The 15,391-nt window shown below is 70.3% G+C and carries 13 protein-coding genes and 1 pseudogene; 4 read left to right on the forward strand and 10 right to left on the reverse strand.

Features of this window, described 5'->3' with window-relative positions:
- Positions 1–21: 21 nt before the first annotated feature.
- Entirely contained in the window at positions 22–1,053 is a 1,032-nt protein-coding gene (locus ACLQ2U_RS12600) for an LLM class flavin-dependent oxidoreductase (RefSeq protein ID WP_425750779.1), read from the reverse strand.
- Positions 1,046–2,095 carry an LLM class flavin-dependent oxidoreductase gene (locus tag ACLQ2U_RS12605; RefSeq protein ID WP_425750780.1) on the reverse strand — a complete coding sequence of 350 codons (1,050 nt, stop codon included), beginning with the start codon at positions 2,093–2,095 and terminating at the stop codon, positions 1,046–1,048. Before ACLQ2U_RS12605 ends, ACLQ2U_RS12600 begins: the two co-directional genes overlap by 8 nt.
- Before the next feature lie 151 nt (positions 2,096–2,246).
- On the opposite strand from ACLQ2U_RS12605, the gene ACLQ2U_RS12610 reads away from it, so the two are divergent.
- Positions 2,247–2,699 (forward strand): MarR family winged helix-turn-helix transcriptional regulator, encoded by a 453-nt coding sequence (locus ACLQ2U_RS12610; RefSeq protein ID WP_425750781.1) that lies wholly within the window; start codon positions 2,247–2,249, stop codon positions 2,697–2,699.
- A 148-nt stretch (positions 2,700–2,847) separates the two neighbouring features.
- Here ACLQ2U_RS12610 and ACLQ2U_RS12615 read toward each other — a convergent pair whose 3' ends face one another.
- Both ACLQ2U_RS12615 and ACLQ2U_RS12620 read right to left on the reverse strand, forming a co-directional pair.
- Complete coding sequence (locus ACLQ2U_RS12615; protein ID WP_425750782.1) at positions 2,848–5,040, reverse strand: hypothetical protein; 2,193 nt, start codon at positions 5,038–5,040, stop codon at positions 2,848–2,850.
- Positions 5,041–5,368: 328 nt separating this feature from the next.
- The gene (locus ACLQ2U_RS12620; RefSeq protein ID WP_425750783.1) at positions 5,369–5,896 is read right to left on the reverse strand and encodes a winged helix-turn-helix transcriptional regulator; all 528 of its coding nucleotides are present in this window, start codon (positions 5,894–5,896) and stop codon (positions 5,369–5,371) included.
- Positions 5,897–5,981: 85 nt separating this feature from the next.
- Between ACLQ2U_RS12620 and ACLQ2U_RS12625 the strand changes: the two genes are divergently transcribed.
- Both ACLQ2U_RS12625 and ACLQ2U_RS12630 read left to right on the forward strand, forming a co-directional pair.
- Positions 5,982–7,454 carry an MFS transporter gene (locus ACLQ2U_RS12625; RefSeq protein ID WP_425750784.1) on the forward strand — a complete coding sequence of 491 codons (1,473 nt, stop codon included), beginning with the start codon at positions 5,982–5,984 and terminating at the stop codon, positions 7,452–7,454.
- 136 nt (positions 7,455–7,590) lie between these two features.
- Complete coding sequence (locus ACLQ2U_RS12630; protein WP_425750785.1) at positions 7,591–8,088, forward strand: ATP-binding protein; 498 nt, start codon at positions 7,591–7,593, stop codon at positions 8,086–8,088.
- Between the two features lie 32 nt (positions 8,089–8,120).
- Here ACLQ2U_RS12630 and pdxY read toward each other — a convergent pair whose 3' ends face one another.
- Positions 8,121–8,972, reverse strand: coding sequence for a pyridoxal kinase PdxY (pdxY, locus tag ACLQ2U_RS12635; protein ID WP_425750786.1), 852 nt, complete (start codon positions 8,970–8,972; stop codon positions 8,121–8,123).
- Between the two features lie 25 nt (positions 8,973–8,997).
- Between pdxY and ACLQ2U_RS12640 the strand changes: the two are divergent.
- Positions 8,998–9,186: pseudogene (locus tag ACLQ2U_RS12640) on the forward strand (IS5 family transposase); the annotation flags it as partial.
- Between the two features lie 102 nt (positions 9,187–9,288).
- Here the strand turns inward: ACLQ2U_RS12640 and ACLQ2U_RS12645 are convergent.
- The 5 genes from ACLQ2U_RS12645 to ACLQ2U_RS12665 form a co-directional block, all read right to left on the reverse strand.
- The gene (locus ACLQ2U_RS12645) at positions 9,289–10,722 is read right to left on the reverse strand and encodes an extracellular solute-binding protein (protein ID WP_425750849.1); all 1,434 of its coding nucleotides are present in this window, start codon (positions 10,720–10,722) and stop codon (positions 9,289–9,291) included.
- Positions 10,723–10,791: 69 nt separating this feature from the next.
- Positions 10,792–12,678, reverse strand: coding sequence for a glycoside hydrolase family 125 protein (locus ACLQ2U_RS12650; RefSeq protein ID WP_425750787.1), 1,887 nt, complete (start codon positions 12,676–12,678; stop codon positions 10,792–10,794).
- The gene (locus ACLQ2U_RS12655; RefSeq protein WP_425750788.1) at positions 12,675–13,493 is read right to left on the reverse strand and encodes a carbon-nitrogen hydrolase family protein; all 819 of its coding nucleotides are present in this window, start codon (positions 13,491–13,493) and stop codon (positions 12,675–12,677) included. Before ACLQ2U_RS12655 ends, ACLQ2U_RS12650 begins: the two co-directional genes overlap by 4 nt.
- Positions 13,490–14,323 carry a carbohydrate ABC transporter permease gene (locus tag ACLQ2U_RS12660; RefSeq protein ID WP_425750789.1) on the reverse strand — a complete coding sequence of 278 codons (834 nt, stop codon included), beginning with the start codon at positions 14,321–14,323 and terminating at the stop codon, positions 13,490–13,492. The genes ACLQ2U_RS12655 and ACLQ2U_RS12660 overlap by 4 nt, the downstream gene beginning before the upstream one ends.
- A complete protein-coding gene (locus tag ACLQ2U_RS12665; RefSeq protein ID WP_425750790.1) occupies positions 14,320–15,240 on the reverse strand; it encodes a carbohydrate ABC transporter permease in 921 nt (306 codons plus the stop codon). Before ACLQ2U_RS12665 ends, ACLQ2U_RS12660 begins: the two co-directional genes overlap by 4 nt.
- Positions 15,241–15,391 lie beyond the last annotated feature (151 nt).

Here is a 15,391-nt window from a genome sequence, read left to right on the forward strand (position 1 = left end):
TGTGATGCCGCCTACCTGGGATCAGTTGGCGAGGATGTCGCGGACCATGGGGATCACCTTCGTGCCGTAGAGCTCGACGGCCCGCAGCCGGGCGGATACCGGCTGTGCGCCCGCGGTGTAGATGAGGTCGAACCGGCCGACGCCGAGGTCGTTGATGGTGCGGGCGATCTTGCGGGCGACGGTCTCCGGCGAGCCGATGTAGAGGGATCCGTGCTCGATCTCGGCGTCGAACTCGGCGCGGCGGATCGGCGGCCAGCCGCGCAGGGCGCCGATCCGGTCCCGGATGACCCGGTAGTGCGGCCAGAACACCTCCTTGGCTTCCTCGTCGGTGTCGGCGATGAAGCCCGGCGAGTGCATTCCGACCGGATGCGCGGTCGTGCCGAGCTGGTCGGCGGCTCGCCGGTACAGGTCGAGGTAGGGCGCGAAGCGTTTGGGCTTGCCGCCGATGATGGCGAGCATGAGCGGCAGGCCGTGGCGTGCGGTGCGCACGACCGACTGTGGCGAGCCGCCGACGCCCACCCAGGTGGCGAGTCGGCCCGACTCGGTCTTCGGGAAGACGTCGGCGTCATGCAGCGGGGTGCGCAGGGTGCCGCTCCAGGTGACCGGCTGCTCGTCGAGCAGCTTCACGAAGAGGTCGAGCTTCTCCTCGAACAGCGCGTCGTAGTCGCTCAGGTCGTAGCCGAACAGCGGGAAGGACTCGGTGAACGAGCCACGTCCGAGGATGACCTCGGCGCGGCCGTGCGACAGCGCGTCGACCGTGGCGAAGCGTTGGAACACCCGGACCGGGTCGTCCGAGCTCAGCACGGTCACACCGGAGCCGAGGCGGATGCGCGAGGTACGCGTGGCGATGCCGGCAAGCACGGTCTCCGGGGTCGACACCGCATACTCCGGTCGATGGTGCTCGCCAACGGCGATGGCGTCGACGCCGAGCTCGTCCGCCAGCACCGCCTCATCGACGACCTGCCGGATCGCGGCGGCATAGGAGACCGGTGTACCGGAGTCGTCCTCCGGCACGTCACCGAAGGTGTCGAGGCCGAACACGAGGTCAGACATGGGTGGGCTCCTTGGTGAGTAGTTCCCGCACCCGCGGGGCGACCTCACGGCCGAGCAGCTCGATGCTGCGGGCGCGAGCCCGTCGGGGTAGGTGCATGACGTCGTACTTGAGGTCGAAGCGGCTGAGTCGCAGGTCGCGGGCCATCGTGGCGATCTTCTGCGCGACCGTCTCGGGAGACCCTACGAACAGTGCCCCGGAGTCGATCTCGGCCTCGTAGCGTTCACGGGTCGGCTTGTAGAAGCCGCGTTCACGGGCGAGTTGCGTCACGACCGGCTGCCAGTAGCGCCACCAGGTCTCCGCGGCCTCCTCGTCCGTGTCGGCGACCAGCCCGAGCGAGTGCTGCCCGATCGGCTGCGCGGAGTGCCCGAACTGTTCGAGCGCGCGGTGGTAGAGGTCGACGTGGCCCGCGAAGCGTTGCGGGCGCCCGCCGATGATCGCGAGCATGAGAGGAAGTCCGTAGCGGGCGGCGCGGACCACCGAGTTCGGGCTGCCGCCCACGCCGATCCACGTCGGGATGCCACCCGGCCGCATCCGGGGGTGCAGGCGCTGCTCGATAAGCGGGCTGCGGACGGTGCCCGACCAGGTCACCGAGTCCTCCCGCTGGAGCCGCATGAACAGTTCGAGCTTGTCCTCGAACAACTGCTCGTAGTCGGTCAGGTCGTAGCCGAACAGCGGGAACGACTCCGTCGCCGAGGCGCGCCCGAGGATGAGCTGTGCGCGGCCGTTCGATACCGCGTCGAGTGTCGAGAATTCGTGGTAGAGCCGGACGGGGTCGTTCGTGCTGAGCACCGTGACCGAGGTGCCGAGCCGGATCCGCTCTGTCGCCGTCGCGATCGCCGCGAGCAGCACGGGCGTCGCCGAGTCAGTGAAGCCCTCGCGGTAGTGCTCGCCCACGCTGAACACGTCGAGCCCGACCGATTCGGCCAGCTGCGCCTCCTCGACGATCAGCCGGACGGTCTCAGCGTCGCTCAGGACACGGTCGCCGTCGGTGGCTACTTCGCCGAACGTGTTGAGTCCCAGTTCGAAGCCTTCGGCGCTCATGGTCTCCTCCTGCTCCAGTCCCGGGCAGTGCGGCGTGCCGCCCCGAGATCGCCAGACTGATTGACGTGTCAATTATGCCCACGGTATGATTGACACGTCAATTGGAGGACGGATGACGGAGAACACACCGCAGCGGCGGAGAGGTCGCCAGTTGCCGACCGCCGAGCAGCTGCGGATCTGGCGCGACTTCATCGAGACGGCGGAGGCACTCAGGTCCGAGCTGTCGTCTCGGCTGCAGAGCGAGTCCTCGCTATCGCCCGGCGACTACGCGGTGCTGCTCGCCCTCAGCGAGGCCGAGGGGTGGCGGATGCGCTCCTCCGAGCTCGCGACGGGCATCGGCTGGGAGCGCAGCCGTCTCTCCCATCACCTCGGCCGCATGGAGCGGCGCGCGCTCATCCGCCGCGAGGAGTGCGCCGCCGACAACCGGGGAGCCGAGGTCGTGCTCACCACCACCGGCGCTGAGGCATTCCGGGGTGCCACGGTCCCGCATCTGCGCGCCGTCCGCGAACTCTTCGTCGATGCGCTCACGCCGGATCAACTCGCCGCGGCCGGCGAGGTCGCCGCAACGCTCCGCGCGCACCTTGGCTCGTCCCGCAAACTGTGACGATCCGAGGCTCTGCGCCGGGAGGGCGCAGAGTCCCGGAACAGCCAAGACGCAGAGCCGCAGGTCGGGCCAAACGCCGTGGGAGTACTAAGGCCTGGAGTCGCCCGCCGCCTCCCCGTCGCGGTACGGGGCCAGGAGCAGGGGAATCTCAACCGCTGTCGGGGTCGCGCAGCCGGTCTGCCAGCTCGCGGACTGCCGTGGCGTAGCGATCGTCCGATTCATATGGCATGTGCCCCCTTATCGGCGGCGGGGCGCTGTCCCCAGGCCGGGCCAGCACGCCTTCGGGGTCGCGTAGGCGGCGGTCCACCAACGCGGCGGGCGGGGGGCGCGAGGGCGGGTCGCCGGGCCGCTGTCTGGAGAAGATCCAGCCGCCGATGGGGTCGGTGTCGCTCCACAGGTTCAGCCAGCGCCACCCGATCCGGTCGCCGATTTCGTGCAGCACGGGCTCGCCGAGGTACGCCGGGTAGAGCTGGGCGTAAAGTCGCTTGAGGGGGGAGGCATAGGTGAGCAGCGCGACTCGTCGCCGCACCTCTGGGCGAAGTCGCAGCACGGTTGCGGCCAGAATGACCGACCCGTGGCTGTGTCCGCTGAGCACCACCCCGTCGTAGCGTCGCGCCAGCTGGCAGATCCGATCCGTCAGCTCAGGCACCGCCCGCTCGATATAGCAGGGCGGCGCGAACGGGTGGGCCGCGCGGGGCCAGAAGGTGCCGAGGTCCCATAGCACTCCGACGTAGCGGCGAAACCCTGCCATCCGAGAGGTGAACAGCCCGCCCACCAGGAGCCCGACGACGACTGCGAGGATCAGATAGCTGCCGATGGCCATCACTACGCTCTGCACATCGCTCGGCATGCCGAGGAGGTCCTGCGTCAGCGGGGCGGGCTCCAAGCCCACAAGAGCTAGCACGCTGGCCGCGAGCCCGATGACGGTCAGGCACGCGTAGGCGATGGCCAGTGAGCCCAGCTGCTCGGTAAAAGATGCCTGGATGACCGCTTTCTCCACTCGCTGGACCTGGGGGGTCGCCTCCGGCGGGGGAACCGGGTAGTCCTGGGCCACGATGGCCGCTGCGGTTCGCCGACGGTCCGCGCGGGCCGACAGGATGATGACGGCGCACGCCGCCACGGCGGCGATTGTGGTCAGGAAGAAGGCCAGGATCGCCCACCGGTAGGCCGACGCTGGCACCGCCGGGTCCCCGGACCGCAGCATGAACGTCTGCCTGCTGAGCAGAGACGCGGCACGGTAGACCAGCTCGCCCGAAAGGGCCCCCGCCAGGCCCGCCGCGACTGCGGCGACGACGACGGCGCCCAACCCACGCGGAAGCGCCTGCCGGTGATCCCGGCCGCCAGGACGCCACAGCACCAGTACGGCGAGCGCGACGAGCAGGGCCGTCTGGGTGACGAACACGATGGCGACGATGTCGTCGTACCTGGGCAGTCCGTTCGATCGCGGCCAGCGGGCCGGTTCCACGGCGACGTACCCGAGCGTCGCGACCGTCAGGCCGCCGGCCACGGCGCGCAGCACCAGAGGCATGCGATCCGTGGTGCTGGCGGTCGGAGCCGGCTCCAGTAGGCCGGGGACGCAGAGCAGCACCACACACGTGGCCAGCAACGCTCCGGTGAGCGCGGACAGCACGGCCACCGTCACGGAAGTCCCCGCGGCGGCGCGTGCGGCGAGCAGGACGACGTCCAGCGTGACGAAAGCAGCGGCGACGTGGATCGCGCGAAGACGTTTCGCCCTCGGCGAGACATCCCACCGGTCCAACGCCGCGAGGTGGTCACCCTGCGGATTTGCGGTCGGCAATCGGAAGGCTCCGTACGAGCGAGCCTGTCGTGCGCTGAGAAACCACACCAGTGCCACCGCGGCGAACGGCACCAGGGCCAGCAGCGCCAGGCGCAGACCGACCGGTCGGCCGGCCAGCCAGGACAGCCAGCCATGGCCGGCCAGACAGCCGGACGAGTCCATGCACTTCCATGCCAGGAGGTCGAGGGCGACCCCAGCCGCCGTCAGCGCGTACACCAGCGTCAGGGTGAGCGCGAGGAGCCGGCACAGCACCGTGACGCCGGACTGCAAGCCCCGTCCCGCCGGGCGCATCCAGAACGTCACATTGCCCAGCATGAACGGCAGCAGAAACATCAGGGACAGCGTCCGCGCCGCGGTGCCCGAGGGCAGGCCGCTCCACTGGTACGCCTCCAGCACGATCCCGCCCGGACCGGTCGTGTGCCGGGATTGCGCTCGGGGGCGGTAGAAGCCGGCCCGGCGGTCGCCGGCCACCTGACGGACGTCCCGGCAGCCGAGCACCTGACCGGCCCCGGTGCCCGCCACCCCGTGGACCCTCAGCTCCACGATTTCCCCTGACAACCGCCCTTGCCCGGATGGCAGTGACACGTCGCACATCAGCCAGCGACCCCCCAAGCGCGGCGGCCAGCAGACCGTGGTGAGCCGCGACATGATGGCAGTGGTCGCTACCCGGCTGGCGCCGATGTCTACCCGCGCCGACGCCCAACAAACACCCGGGCCTGAGTGAACTGGGCACGCGGGTGTCCGTCGCGGTGGTATGAAGTCCAGGGCGAAAGGCGCGGAGAGCGTGATGCAATCCGCCCGCGTGCAGGTCGAACAGCTCGCGAGCAGCCTGACCTGATCAACGAAACCCCAGGTCGCGGCCGTGCACGACTCAGAGCAGCGGTTGCAGGAGCCGGTGTGGGCGCTTGCGCAGCGCGACGCCGACCGGGTCCTGGCGTGGCTGGGCGGGGATGCCCGGGCCGGGGTGGGCCTCGATGTCGCCGGGTGCCACGTCGGTGAGGTCGCAGGCCGGGCAGCGGCTGGCCGGGTCGAGTTCGGTGCCGCACGCGGCGTGCCGGAAGATCCGCAGCGGCTCGCCGGTGGAGAAGTGCCGCCCGCCCCAGCGCATCAGCGGGTAGATCACGGACCAGAGCTCGATGCCCCGCTCGGTCAGCAGGTATTCGTCCCGGGGCGGGGAGTCCTGATAGCGGTGGCGCTGGAGGATGCCCGCCTCGACGAGGGTGGCGAGCCGGTCGGCGAGCACGGCCCGGGGGATGTCCAGGTGGCCGAGGAAGTCGCCGTAGCGGCGTACGCCGTAGAAGGCGTCGCGGACGACGAGCAGCGTCCACCGCTCGCCGACCAGTTCGAGCGCCCTGGCCAGGGGGCACTGCTGGCCCTCGTAGTTCTTCCCCAGTGCCACGCTGTGATCCTACCCCCGGTCAGTTCATTCAACGAACCATCCCTGCTAGCCTCGGTTCGTTCACCGAACCGAGAGGGCTTCCCGCATGTCGACACCCGCCGGCATCACCGCACCGCCCGCAGCCGCCCCAGTCCCGGACGCGACCCGCGCCGGCTCCCGGGCCCTGTTCGCGGTCTGCGCCGCGACCCTGCTCGTCCTCATGAACTACACCGCACCGGTGGCCGTACTGCCGCAGACCGCGCGGAGCCTCGGGGCCGGCCTCACCACCCAGACCTGGCTGATCAACGCGATCACCCTCGGGCTCGCGGCCACCCTGCTGGTGGCCGGCAGCCTCGGCGACGACTTCGGACGGCGCCGGATATTCCGGGCCGGCCTCGCGCTGCTGGCCGCCAGTACGGTCGGCGCCGCCGTCGCCCCCGACGCCGGCACCTTCGTCGCCGCCCGAGTGCTGCAGGGCGTGGCCAGCGCCGGGATCCTCGCCGCCGGGCTGGGCCTGCTGGGGCACGTCTTCCACACCAACCATGGACGGTCCCACGCCACGGCCCGCTGGGCGTCGATGCTCGGCGCCGGCGTCGCTCTCGGACCGCTGGCCTCGGCCGCGCTGACCGCGCTCGGCAGTTGGCGCTGGTTCTACCTGGTTCTCGCGGCGCTGGCCGCGGTGCTGGCGGCGCTCGGCGGCAGGCTGCTCGCCGAGTCCCGCGCCGAGCGGACGGCCCGCATCGACGTACCCGGGGTGCTGACCCTCGGCGCTGGCCTGGCGCTGCTGCTCGTCGCCGTCACCGCCGGACGCACCGGCTGGCTGCGGCCCGCGGTGCTGATCCCTCTGGTGCTCGGGGCGCTGCTGCTCGCCGCCTTCGTGGCGATCGAGGCCCGCGGCCGGGCGCCGATGCTCGATCTCGCCCTGTTCCGCCGGCCGGACTTCCGGATCGCCACCCTCGGCGCGTTCTTCACCGGGCTCGCCGCGCTCGGCCCGAGCACCGTCCTGCCCACCCTGGTGCAGCAGTTGATCGGCGTCAGCGCGCTGGGCGCCGCCGGCCTGGCCTTCCTCTGGGCGGGGGCCTCGTTCGTGGTCAGCAACCAGATGCGCCATCTCGGCACACGCTTCGCGCCCACCCGGCAACTCGCCCTCGGTTTCGCCCTGACCGCCGCCGGCTACCTGGCCATGCTCGGCTACGCCGATGCGCACTCCTGGGTCCGCACCATCCCCGGGCTGCTCATCTCCGGGGCGGGCAGCGGCCTGCTCAACGCGGCACTCGCCCGGCTCGCCGTCGCCAGCGTCCCCCCGCACCGGGTCGCGATGGGCTCCGGCGCCAACAACACCGCCCGTTACGTCGGCTCCGCCCTCGGCGTCGCCGCCAGCATCACCGTGGCCTCCAGCCTGCTGCCGGCCGGCCAGACCGGCGGCTTCACGGCCCGCGGTGCCGACGCCGTCCTGCTGCTCGGCACCGGCGCGGCCGTGCTCGGCGCCGCGGCGGCCCTGATCCGCCGGCGGGTCACCGCACCGGCCCCGGCCGCGGACGGTCACGGTCATCGTGCGGACGGCGCGTCTGCGGTCTGACGGCGCCGGCGAGGTGGTCGACACCAGGGTGCCGCCCGGCCGGATCCGCACATCGCGGCGGTGGGGCACCACGGCGACCGCAGCGTCGGCGGGTCTTCGGGTACGCGTGATCGACGTGCCCACCGGGGAGGGTGACGTGCCGAGTAACAGCGAGGGTCTGGCGCTGCGCGGCCGGCGGCGCGAGCGGGACACGCTCGACCGCTTGCTGCGTGACGTCCGCGCCGGGCACAGCCGTGTGCTCGTGCTGCGCGGCGAGCCGGGCGTCGGCAAGACCGCGCTGCTGGGTTATCTGATCGAGCACGCCTCGGCTGGCCGGGTGACCCGGGCGGCCGGGGTGGAGCCGGAGTCCGAGATCGCCTACTCCACGCTGCAGCAACTCTGCGCGCCGCTGCTGGGCCGCCTCGACCGGCTGCCCGAGCCGCAGCGTGTCGCGCTCGCCACCGCCTTCGGGCTGAGCCCTGGCGACCCGCCGGAGGCGCTGCTCATCGGGCTGGCCGTGCTCGGGCTGTTCGCCGAGGCCGCGTCGGAACAGCCGCTGGTCTGCGTCGTGGACGACGTGCAATGGCTGGACCGGATGTCCACCAACAGGAGCCGCTGGCCAGGGCGAGCCGGGGAGACCATGCCCCGGCGATGAGCGCGTCAGTAACGGCTCCACAGGACGTCGCGTCAGCGCAGCCGCCGGGCGGTGAACCTCCCTGGGGGCTCGGCGATCGCGTCCTGGGCCGCGATCAGCTGGATCTCCCGGGTGCCCGCCGCGAGGGTCGCCTCGAGTACGGCAAAGACGGAGGCGACGGTGCGTTCCAGTGCCGTCGCGGGCGAGCCCGTCGTCCACAGATGCGCGAGGTACAGCGCCGCGGTGACGTCGCCTCCGCCGTTCGGGTTGATCGGCAGCAGCGGCGTGGTCACCGCCCAGGCACCCTCATCCGAGACGGCCACCACCTCCAGCGACCCCACCGGCACGTCGCCATGGAGCACGCTGGTGACCAGGACGTGCCGCGGTCCCGTCTCGCGCACCACGTCGACCGCCTCCAGCAACTCCGTGAGCGAGTTCGTCGTACGGCCGGCGAGGAAGTCCAGCTCGAATTGGTTCGGGGTGATGATGTCCGCGCGCGGGACCACGATGTCCCGCATGTACTCCGGGATGCCTGGCCGGACGAACAACCCGCGGTCGGCGTCGCCCATCACCGGGTCGCAGCAGTACACCGCGTCCGAGTTGGCCGTTTTGACCTTGTCCACCGCGTCGAGGATCACCGCGCCCATCGCCGGGTCACCCTGGTAGCCCGACAGCACCGCGTCGGCGCTGCCGAGGACCCCGCGGTCCGCGATGCCCGCGATCACCTCGGCCACGTCGGCCGGCGCCAGCAGCGGCCCGCGCCACGCGCCGTACCCGGTGTGGTTGGAGAAGTGGACCGTCACTACCGGCCAGACCTCGTGCCCGAGCCGCTGAAGGGGGAAGGCAGCGGCCGAGTTGCCGACGTAGCCGTAGGCGACCGAAGACTGGATGGACAGGATCTTCACCGGCTCATCATGGCGGTTCCCCGCCGGTGCGAGGGGCGGGCGGTCGCCGACCTTTGACCCCGACACCTACCGCCAGCGTCACGCCGTGGAGTGCGGCATCAACCGCCTCAAACGCCACCGCGCCGTAGCCACCCGATCCGACAAACTCGCCGTCCGCTACCAAGCCAAGCTGCACATCGTCGCGATCACCGATTGGCTCCGACCAGGCTTATGAAACACGGCCTACCTAGAAGGGCCTACGCTGTGATGCGCGGCCACTGCCAGAGCTGAATTCTCTGTCCGCAGCGTACGGACGATCATGAGGAACTGCGGCCCGTCAGGCAAGGGGCCGACCAGTGATCGCGCTGATCATCTCTGCGGTCCGGGCGGTCGCTGCATGCGGCTCCATCCGCCCAGTGAGGACGGCCTCAAGCATCGACTGCAACTGAACAGAGACCCGGGGGTACTGGGCGGTCACCGGTCGCACCACGGCCTGCTCGAGCAGAGGTCCGGTTGCCCGCAGGAGCGGCGCAGTGGCCGCGGCGCGGTCGACGGCGGACCGTCGAGACGCGATCTGCCAGGTAGCGCGTGACATCCGCGCGAGCGCGTCGCTCGACGTGATTTCCCGGAGCACGCGCATCGCCAGTTGCGGGGCTGACGCCTGCCGGAAGATTCCGTACACCATCCCACCGGCGAGCGTGGCGGCACCCCCGTTCGGCCCGGTGGGCATGCCGATGAACCCAAACACGTCAAGGACGTCGTCCGTCGTCACCCCGGCCACCGCGGCCAGCGCGGGCGCGTCGTAGCTGCCGCCGAAGGCCATGCTGGCCTGGCCCTGTGCGAGTTGTCGGATCGGACGGTGACGGTCGTAGGCGACCGCGTCGGCGGGGATGACGCCGCTGTCCAGGAGTTGGCGCAGGAACGCCAGGCAGTCCGCCGCCGCGGGGGAATCGAGTGTGACCGCCTCGCGGTCGAGAACCGTGGCACCGTTCGATGCGAGCAGCGACAGCAGGCAGTACGTCGCGGTCTCACCGGCGCGCGAGCCAGCGGGTAGGGTCAGCGGGATGGGGCGGCCTGGACCGGCCAGGACCTGACCCAGCGCGGCGAGTTCTGCCCAGGTTCGGGGTGGCTCCTGCCCGGCGGCGGCCACGTGAGCGCGGCGGTACCAGATGCCGGCCACGTCGGCCTCGGCCTGTACGGCCACGGGCCGCCCGTCAAGAGTATTCGCTGACCGGAACGGCTCAAGGAAGTCCTGCTCGTACTCGTCGCGGACCCAGTCGGCGTCGAGTTCATCAAGGGGCATGAGAAAGCCGGACGCGGCGAACTCGTGCACCCACACCGAGTCCAGAACGGCGATGTCGGGAGCCCGGCCCTCGGCTACCGCACGGACCAGCACCTGGTGCAGGTCGGATAGATCTACCGAAACGATGTTCAGGGTGAGGTCGTCCGGGACGGCCTCGCGCACGAGCGCTTCCCAACATCCGTCCGGGACGATGATCCGCACCTCGCGCGGGGAGGGGTGGTGCTGCACCCAGTGCGGGTTCACGAACGAGCCACGTCGTCGATGACGCAGTACGACGCCTTCGTCGGCGAGTTCCGACAGGGCCCGGTTGACTGGCGTGCGGCTGATGCCGTAGCGGGCGCACATCTCGTGTTCGGTCGGCAGCCGCTCGCCGGGGCCGTACTGGCCGCTGAGGATCTCCTCCAGCAGCAGTGTCTTGAGCTGGACATAAACCGGCAACGGCTGCTTGGGGTCAATTGCCGGACGCACCAAGGGTTTCCTCCTCGAGTGAGGGTTGCGTGTTCATTGTGCATCCCGGTCAGGTGGCGGGTCCGTGGATCACCGGTCGGGCCGGTCGAGGTGCAGCACACCGAGAACCGCCGCGGGCCACGCGAACCAGTGCCGGGCGATCCAGTGCCCGGTGTCCGGATCATAGGTCTCCGGCAGGAGGCCGTCGACGTTGTGGACCCGGGACAACCGGTCCAGGACGGCGGCCGCCCTGCCCTCGTCGCCATTCGTCCATGCCACGGCGAGTTCCTGCGCGTCGCCGAGCGTCCACGTCCCCGGTGTGTGCGCGGATCCGAGTCCTCCGTAACGCCCGCTGACGAATCCTGGGTTCTGTGCGGAGAACGCGAACCGCATGGTGGCCATCCAGCTCTGGTCATTCCGGGAGCAGAACTGCCACATCGGCGCGAACGCGGTCGGCAGGTCGTTCGCGTCGTGGTAGAGCCGGTACCGGCCGGCGCCGTCGCTCTCGTACGCCCACTGCGTGCCGTACGGACCAGGGCAGGTGAAGCATCGGTGGACCGCGGCGCGCAGGTCGCTCGCTGTCTTCGCGAGCTGGTGCCCGTCGAGCCCCAGTTCACCGGACCAGCTCGCCAGTTGGTTTGCGGTGTGCCAGTACAGGATCTGGGCGGACAGGGAGAACGGCAGCTCGGACGGGTCGTCGGCGGGGTTCTCGGCACTCGCCAGGAGGCCGTCGGGGCCTTGTCGGGGCAGGCCCTCCCACACCGAGGCCACCAGCCTCCCCCACTCCCGCGCCGCGTCGGCGTGGCCACCGTCGCCGGGTGGTGACGGCCAGCCGCCGGTGATCCGCCGGAAGTCGGTCAGCTCCAGCACCGGATACAGCTGCTGATCGGCCTGCACGGCGAGGTCCTTGGGGCGCCCGTCCGGCAGGTGGCTGCGCATCCACGGCACGCCGGCGGCCCGCCCGCGCCCCCATAGCCAGCGCAGATGCCCGCCCACCACGTCGGTCACCGCGTGGTCGTCTCCGGCAGCGGTGAGCAGCAGCAGAGCCTGGTAGTAGGCGTCCCGGGTCCAGCTCAGCGGTAGCAGCCGGTGATCGGTCAGGATCGCGCGTTCGCCACGGCCGACGTCCATCGCAGTGCAGTCAAGGATATACCGCAGCGCACCGGACCCGATCCGTGTGAGGACGGTGTCCGGATCAGCGTGCGGAAACCGCCCGACCGGGACCGGACGCGGCTGGGAGGCCAGCTGCGAGGTGGCTTCCAGCGATACGCTGACGACGATCTCGGCCACCTCACCCGCGCGGGCAGTCACGGCCAGGGTGGCACCCCCGTCCGAGTCCGGTATCCAGGCATCGGACAGCGCGTTGTGGACCCGGACCGAGACCTGGGCGCGACAGGGCAGTTCCGGCGCGTCGAGCGCCAGCATGGTGCGCTGTTTTCGTACCTCGGTGTGGACCTGTAGTGGCGCGGGCGGGTTCACCTCGGTGATCTCCGCCAGCGCGCACCGGTCGAGTCGGCCGCGAAACCACAGCGTGGCGACGGTGGGGCTGCCTCCCGGGGCGGGTTGCAGCACGTACCGCTGGACTACCACAGGTTGGTCCGGGAGCGCCGACGCGGCCGCCGTGCAGACCCAACCTCGGCCGGTGCGGTGTGCAATGGGTCGCCCGGCATCGTCCACGCCGACGCGCCGCGCTGCGACGGCCTCGTCCGGTAGGTCGAGGCGGAGGAATGCGTACCGGTCCTCGGTCAGCCAGGACCGGTAGCTCCGGACCGCGGCCGCGTCCCCGCGCCAGCGTTCCTCGAACGGTGGCGTGCCGGACAGTTCAACGAATCCGTGCACCGGATGCGGCATACCGACTGACAGCCAGCATCCATCGCTGCCGAGCGACGCGGCCAGCAGCCCGTTTCCGACATCGAGGGGCTTGCGCAGTTCACCGGCGGCGACGGTGCGCGGCGGGGCGGGGGCGGACACGGTCACCGCTGGCCCCCCGGCACGGAATTGGCGGTGTTGACGGCGTCGGCTCGGTACAGTTCGTCCCGGCGCAGGCCCAGCGCCGGCTCCCGATCGCGTTCCCGAGCGATTGCGGCCAGGTCGACGCGCGCCCGTAGCACGGTTTCCTGCGTGTCCGCCTCGGCCAACACCTCGCCTCGCGGATCGACGATCAGTGAGCGTCCACAGTAGTCGTCCCCGGTGAGGTTGCAGGCCACCGCGAAAACCTGGTTGTCCTGGGCGCGTGCCCTGGTCCGCAGGGTCAGCAGGTACTCGTAGCCGAACGGTACCGCGGACGGGATGACCAGGATCTGCGCGCCGGCCAGGGCCAGCGTGGACGCCAACTCCGGGAACGCGTGCTCGAAGCAGATCAGCGGCCCGAGTCGCCCGGCGGGCGTATCGACGGTGAGCAGAGTCTCGCCGGCCGCGAACCGGAGCCGCTCCGGCGGGTAGAGGTGGGTCTTGCGGAACGGGTGGACGGTTCCGTCCGGGACCACGACGACAGCGGTGTCGTACAGCGCGTCGCCGTCGCGTTCCAGCAGTCCGAGTACGACTGTCGTGCCGAGCCGCGTGGCCTCCTCCGCGACTGCGGTCACCGTCGGGCCGTCCAGTGGCTCGGCGAGTTCCGCGCCGCGCTGGTCGATCATCGCCAGGTCGTATCCGGTGGTGACCAGCTCGGGTGTGACCACCAGGTCCGCGCCGGCGCACTGGGTACGCAGAGCCGCAAGCAGGCGCTCCACGTTGCCGGTGACGTCGCCCGGTTTCGCCGCCAACTGCAGGGCGACCACGTCCAGCACACTCATCCTTTGACTCCTCCCGCGAACAATCCGCGTACGTAGTACCGGTTCAACACCGCGAAAAGCACCAGCGGCGGCAATACCGCCATGATCGAACCCGCGGCCACCAGGTCCTCCTGCGCCAGATGCGGGGCCTGCAGGTTCGCCAGGCCGACGGTGATCGGCTGATGGTTTCGATCGAGCAGGCTCAGCCCGAGCAGGAGGTCGTTCCACACGAAGACGAAATCGATGATCGCGAACGACACGAGACCGGGCAGTGTGAGCGGCAGCACCACATGCCGGAGCAGGTCGAGGTGCCGAGCGCCGTCCAGCCGGGCGGCCTCCAGCAGTTCCTCCGGCACCTCGGCGAAGAAGCTGTACATCATGAAGATCGCCCAGCCCGCGCCGAACGCGGTGTGGACCAGCACGATCCCCAGAAACTGCTGGTGGCCGCCGGACAGCCCGAGGGTACGCAGCCACGGCAACAGCGGGATCAGGATCATCTGGACCGGCACGATCATCGTGGTGATCAACAGGAAGAACGTGGTCCGTTTGAACCGGAAGTCCATCCGCGCGAACGCGTACGACGCCAGCGCCCCGACCACCAGGGTCATCGCCACCGACCCGACGCTGATGACGAAGCTGTTCAGCGCGTACTGGGACAGGCCCTGTTCCCAGGCGCGCCGGTAGTTGTCAATGGTCAGGTCGGCGAATCCGCTCTTCCACCAGCCGAGTCGGGTCTGCTCGATCGGAATCACCGAGATCACGAACGCCGCCGCGACCGGAACCAGCCACAGCACGCTGAGTACGGTCAGTGAGCCGTACAGGGCCACGGCCGTCATTCGTCTGCCGATCATCGGGCCTCCCGCCGGAGCATGCTCTTCAAGTACGGATAGGCAAAGACGATCAGCGCGGCGGACATCAGTACGGCGACGGAGACCGCCAGGCCGGCCCGTGGTCTGGTGAGGAACGCGAATGCCTGTTGCCACGACAGCAGCGCGAGAACCATGGTGTCCTCGCCGGGACCGCCCTGGGTCATTACGTAGACGATGTCGAACGTGCGAAGTGCGAAGATCACGCTCATCACGAACGTGACCATCATGGGCCGGCGCAGGTGCGGCAGGATGATGTGGCGCACGAGGTGCCAGGCCCGACAGCCGTCGACCCGGGCGCTGTCGATCAGATCGCCGGGTAGCGACGACAGGCCGGCGGTGAACGTCACTACCCCGAAGCCGGTGAACGCCCAGAACGCCGGGATGATGATGGCGATGTTCACCAGTCGGATCTGGGTGAAACCCAGGTCCAGGTGGCCGGCGTCGGCGAGCCACTGACCGGTACGCAGGTGTAGCGGCCCGAGGTCCAGCTGGCCGTCGAGATGCACGGCCTGCAGGACGGCGTTAAGCACCCCGATGTCGGGATCCGGGTTGTAGATAAAGGACCAGATCACCCCCGCCGCAGCGAGCGAGATCGTCATGGGTAGCACGAACACCGTCCGGAACACCGCGCCCCATCGCCGGGTGTGCCAGATGAGGATGGCGACCAGCACCGAAACCCCGGTGACCAGCAGCGGGAAGACCACCAGCCAGATGAGCGAGTTGATCGCGGCATTCCAGAAGCTGGCATCGTTCAGCGTCTGCCGGTAGTTCTCCAGCCCCGCATAGTCCCAGGTCGTGCGGTCCTGCGGCTGCCATGGCCGTAGCAGGCTCCAGCGGAAGAAGCTGCTCAGCACGGTCTGCACGGCGGGCCATAGATAGAACGCGGTGAAGATGACCACTAACGGGGCCACGAACGCGGCGGCGGCCCGCCCGGTCCGGCGGTGACCGCCCCGCCCGGCGGCGCCGTCACCGCGCACGGCGCGGCGGGGGCCGTCCCGCCGGGAAGACCCGGCGGGACGGTCACCGCTGAGGTGAGCTGGTGACGGGCTG

It is taken from the genome of Micromonospora sp. DT47 (assembly GCF_049844475.1).
In the GTDB taxonomy this organism is placed as follows: Bacteria; Actinomycetota; Actinomycetes; order Mycobacteriales; family Micromonosporaceae; genus Micromonospora.